Origin of the sequence: Myxococcus sp. AM011 (assembly GCF_013372595.1) — a bacterium.
Classification (GTDB): domain Bacteria; phylum Myxococcota; class Myxococcia; order Myxococcales; family Myxococcaceae; genus Myxococcus; species Myxococcus eversor.
Window position 1 is genome coordinate 1 of sequence record NZ_JABXEM010000539.1, and the last position, 1,704, is coordinate 1,704.

At 74.8% G+C, this 1,704-nt stretch carries 1 protein-coding gene and 1 pseudogene; both read right to left on the bottom strand.

Features of this window, described 5'->3' with window-relative positions:
* A partial coding sequence (locus tag HUW62_RS47145) for a hypothetical protein (RefSeq protein WP_176438178.1) occupies positions 1-1,271 on the bottom strand: 1,271 nt, incomplete at its 3' end.
* Positions 1,272-1,285: 14 nt separating this feature from the next.
* A pseudogene (locus HUW62_RS47150) lies at positions 1,286-1,704 on the bottom strand (hypothetical protein); the annotation flags it as partial.

The window sequence follows — 1,704 nt, forward strand, 5'->3', positions numbered from 1 at the left end:
CCGCCGCCCCGTCCCGCGAGTCCACCACAGCCGCCCGCGCCACCACCGCCACCTCCGCCGCTGGCCGCCACGGGCGTCGAGGGCCTGCTCGTGAGGTCGCAACTGCTGCCGCTGCCGCCACCGCCACCGCCACTCCCGGGCTCGCCCGGCTCACCCATGCCTCCCTGCTGTTCGGCCCCAGGCGACCAGGTGTGGGTCTGCTCGGAGAAGGTTCCCAGGCTCGCGCCGCCGGGCGAACCCGCGCTGCCCGCGTCGCCCTGGGTTCCCGGGTCACCGTGCGAGCCATTCTCTCCGGTGCACGTGCAGGCAGCACCGGGTGGACAGGTCGAATCGACCCTGCTCCCTGCCCTTCCTCCAGCGCCGCCTGGCACCGTGGCTCCGGAGGTGGGGGCCGGCTGGCCCGCGCCTCCATCCATGCCCGCGCTTCGGGACACGCCATCCGCGCCTCGGCCTCCGGAGCGTCCATCAGGTCCGGGGCACGCGGTGTTGACGCCGCCCGTGCCCCCCACTCCCAGGAACACCGGCGGGTCTCCCCCGGGGGGCTGCCCGTCCATGCCGATGGGCCCCGGCGTGCCCGTATCACCTGGCGTGCCTTCCGCACCCGTCCCGCCGCGTCCGGCCTCCAGCACGGTGTGGCGCAGTCGCACGCCCGAGCTGTCGAGGACGCGCAGGGCCACGGAGGCCTGCCCGGGCTCCACGGCGTCGGCGGAGCGGATGCGCAGGTACTCCAGCACGATTCCCGCGTCCGTCACGCCCTGCACGGTGAGCCCCGTGGCGCCGCCGTTGTCCAGCACGGCCACCAGGCCACTGGCGCGGCCCCAGCCGCCATCGCGTCCGGAGTAGCCGCCATGCAGGGAGACGGGCACGTCCAGCACCAGCTCGCCCTCGGCGTAGGTGCCGCCCGCGAGGTAGAGCCGCGTCGGCACGCCCCCGTCCCACTGGCGCAGCCGCGCGAGCGCCTGGCCCACGGTGCGCAGCGGCGCATCGCGGGTGCCCGTGCCCGACGTGTCGTCGCCATTCTCGGGGTCGACGAAGAGGCCGGAGCTGGCGCGGCCGTCCACGCCGTCACAGTCGGAGTCCGCGAACGCGTCGTCCGGCGAGTCCTCCGAGGTGGACGTGGGGATGCAGCCCGCATCCGGAATGACTTGCTGCTCGCAGCGGCCTTCTTCGCGACAGCGCTTCTGCGCGGCGTCGAAGTCGTAGCAGCCACCGGCGGCGAGCACCGCCGCGAGCGCCGCGCCCATCGCTCCGAGCGTCCAGGTATTTCGCATGGGAATCCTCGAAGTCACGGCCACGTCCCGGACAGTCCCACCATGGCGCCACCGGAGCTCACGGCGACGGAGGGGGTGGCCTGCGCGGGCGGGTCATCGGGCCACAGGAACATCACCGCGCCGGCGATGAGGCTTGCCGCGCCCAGGCCCAGCGTCACGCGGCTCACCGTCTGCGCCTGCTTCCCTTCGGACACCAGCGCCTTCGAGTCGCGCACGGGCGCGTCCACCGTCGCCTGCTCCAGCGTGTCGTAGCGGTCCTTGGCCTTCAGGTAGAAGACGGTGCCCACTCCCGCCAGCGCCACGCCTCCCGCGGCGGGCAGCCATGCCCAGCGGCGCGCGGAGGACTTCGTGGCGACGACGGGCGCGGTCTCCACCAGCGGTGGCGCGGCGACCACCGTCGGCGGCGGCACGTCCTGCACGGAGGGGCGGGGGG